Source organism: Streptomyces hygroscopicus subsp. hygroscopicus (assembly GCF_030269125.1).
In the GTDB taxonomy this organism is placed as follows: Bacteria; Actinomycetota; Actinomycetes; order Streptomycetales; family Streptomycetaceae; genus Streptomyces; species Streptomyces hygroscopicus_C.
The window spans coordinates 1-349 of record NZ_BSSM01000072.1 but is presented as its reverse complement, the minus strand read 5'-3'; the positions used below and the strand labels follow the sequence as shown (position 1 = coordinate 349).

Below are 349 nucleotides of genomic sequence, written 5' to 3'. Positions count from 1 at the left end.
CGGGGCCGGCGACTGAGGAGAAGAAAGATCATTCCCTCAGACACCCAACAGCGTGCCCGACCAGAACCCGTCCGAGGATCATGCGTTCCACGCTCCGAAGAGCAGTACTAACAGCCCCCGACCCGAGAAAACCGGCCGAGTAGTCAACGTTCCACCCATGAGCAACCAGCATCAGACATTCGCTGATGTACTGGCCTCTGACCGAGCGAACCCGGTAAGAAGTGCTCCTTAGAAAGGAGGTGATCCAGCCGCACCTTCCGGTACGGCTACCTTGTTACGACTTCGTCCCAATCGCTGGTCCCACCTTCGACAGCTCCCTCCCACAAGGGGTTGGGCCACCGGCTTCGGG

Annotated in this window: 1 rRNA gene; it reads right to left on the bottom strand. The window is 59.9% G+C overall.

Annotation, left to right across the window (positions count from 1 at the left end):
• Nucleotides 1-232: 232 nt before the first annotated feature.
• Nucleotides 233-349: ribosomal RNA gene (locus QSK45_RS38145) — 16S ribosomal RNA — on the bottom strand; the annotation flags it as partial.